The organism is bacterium (assembly GCA_023150945.1).
GTDB lineage: Bacteria > Zhuqueibacterota > Zhuqueibacteria > Zhuqueibacterales > Zhuqueibacteraceae > Coneutiohabitans.
Genome location: JAKLJX010000087.1, coordinates 1 through 645, shown reverse-complemented (window position 1 = coordinate 645; position 645 = coordinate 1). Strand labels below are relative to the sequence as shown.

1 protein-coding gene is annotated in these 645 nt (G+C 56.6%); it reads left to right on the top strand.

The genetic code is table 11. From position 1 onward, the window contains the following. Positions 1-173: 173 nt before the first annotated feature. Positions 174-645, top strand: a 472-nt coding sequence (locus tag L6R21_28170) for a transposase zinc-binding domain-containing protein (protein MCK6563081.1), incomplete at its 3' end; no start/stop codon positions are given.

Below are 645 nucleotides of genomic sequence, written 5' to 3'. Positions count from 1 at the left end.
GCGAATGGAATTACACAATCAAGCCCCGAAATTAAGCACCTTCAGAATTGTATACTTTGTTTTTTAACGGGCCCTTATGGAGGGTTTATAAGCGCAACAACCAACCTCGTCTTGAACTGGCGGACATCTTCCGTCAATATGGTCCCGCTTACTTGGAGAAGCACGGCGTGCGCATGCCGCCGCGTCACCGCACGGTCATGCAGAAGATCCAAGCCTGCCGCACCGAAGAACTCGGCGGCGAAATCTTTCTCTGCGAGCCGTGCCAGGAGTATCGCTACAGTTATCACTCCTGCCAGGATCGGCATTGTCCAAAATGCGGCAACGGCAAAGCCGATGAATGGCTCAAGATGCAGAGCGCGCTGCTGCTGCCGGTGATGTACTTCATGCTCACCATCACCTTGCCGGATACGCTCAACGCCGTGGTGCGCAGCAACCAAGCGTTCATCTACAGCCTCTTCTTCCAGACGGCTGCCGCCGCCTTACAGAAGCTGGCGCGTGATCCCAAATTCGTCGGCGGCCAGCTTGGCTTCTTCGGCGTGCTGCAAACCTGGGCGCGCGATTTGGCGTATCATCCGCATCTGCACTTCATCGTTGCCGGCGGCGGTTTGTCGCCAGATGGGATTATGTGGCTGCCGGTGCGGGGAA